Annotated in this window: 1 protein-coding gene; it reads right to left on the bottom strand. The window is 46.2% G+C overall.

Annotated features, from left to right (window positions below; all coding sequences use genetic code 11):
• Window positions 1–1,579: insulinase family protein (locus AC06L3_RS08165; RefSeq protein ID WP_475670127.1), on the bottom strand; the 1,579-nt coding region annotated here is incomplete at both ends.

Here is a 1,579-nt window from a genome sequence, read left to right on the forward strand (position 1 = left end):
TGGCCTCCGACTTGTTGCACACAAACGAGATGGTGAAGAGCATCTGTGGGAAAGGATGCTGGGAGAATTTTGGTATCACAGCTATGCTGTAAGTGTCGCCATGCTGAAGGCGGATACGGTTTGTAAGTGCCTCATTTAGAACACTACGCAAGGCATCCATGTGTGCATGATTATGTGCATCATACTTCAAGCCTTTCTCCCATGCAAGCAGCATTGTGCAGTCAGCCTTCGGAGTGGTTCCGTCAACAATCTGAACGGTGATGGTATCGCTTGTGCGATAATGTTGCTCCATACGTTCTCTACGCTCAACAGGCTTTGCCTTGAAAGGTAGGCTGCCAAGATATTTCTCAGCCAAAGGAAGAACAACATCAGTCTTCAATGGTGTCTTGACAACCGCCACCATACCGTTGTAGTTTGAGTGCAGGCGAGCCAGAATATCCTTTATCTTGCTGATACTCATCGCAGACACCTCTTCCTTTGTCGGCATTCGCGTACGTTCGTTGGATGCGTATGGGTACGACATAAGGTCAATGAAGGCTTGCATAAATGGAGTCATCTGCATCTCCACCGTCATGCGTGCCTGTGCCGTCAGTTTGTTGTACTCCACGGTATCGATGCTCTCAGTATAGAGTCGCATGTGGAAAGACTTAAACATATTCTCCAACTGGGCACTGTCAGCATACGCACCATACAGAACCTCCGCAGGATTCACCTTTATCATAGGTATAGGTTGCTCGTATTCATTGAAATTGCGGATGGCTTTCTTTAAGTGTTCCAAATAGATTACCTCATCGTTCTCCAGCAATGTCTCACCGCCCTTGACGAACAGACGTACTTCTGTCGTCACCATATTGCTGTCGGGCTTGTTGTTCATCACCACCTTCACGCCATTGGACAGGGTGTATTCGGTGAAGGACTTATCGTAAGCAAGCGTATTCTTCTTTATGACCTTGCCTGGCTTTGGACTTATAAAGAACACCTTTTTCCTTTTCTGTTGACTATCAGAAGCTACGGTGTCAGTAGCAAACTCCATAGCTTCCACCTCATTCCATAAGGCGAGAACATCCTCCTTTGTTGGCAATGCAATGTCATTGTTCTCTATGAATGTCAAGGTCAATGCACAACGAGTCTTGTCAAACATCGTTTGTGCTGCCGTTTGCACCATGCTTCGGGAGATATGACGGCGGTTGTATGAGTCAAGGATAGTGCTCACCATAGGCGAAACTGCAATAGTTCCCTTTAGGTAATGCTCAATGCAATTCTCTGCTGCTCCCTTGGCATCAACGTGATCGGACTTGCCACCATAAGTGGTGTCATTCCATTCAATAATTGTTGTGTCTTCTATAGCACGGAAGTCGGAACTATCCTTGTATGCGATGTATTTTGAAAGCTCAGCGTCAGTAACGCCAATGCGTTTCATCTTCTCTACCTCTATCAACGTTTTCTTTGTTATCTCGCGCCAATCCGTTGCAGAGGTAAAGATCCACGTAAGTGTCTGGTTTGCCTTTATCGTGTAATTGTCGATAGGTCTTATCTGGCTGGCTTCAGACATGAGAACCTGTGGATTGTCGTTCTTCAG

The organism is Candidatus Egerieousia sp. (assembly GCF_056211015.1).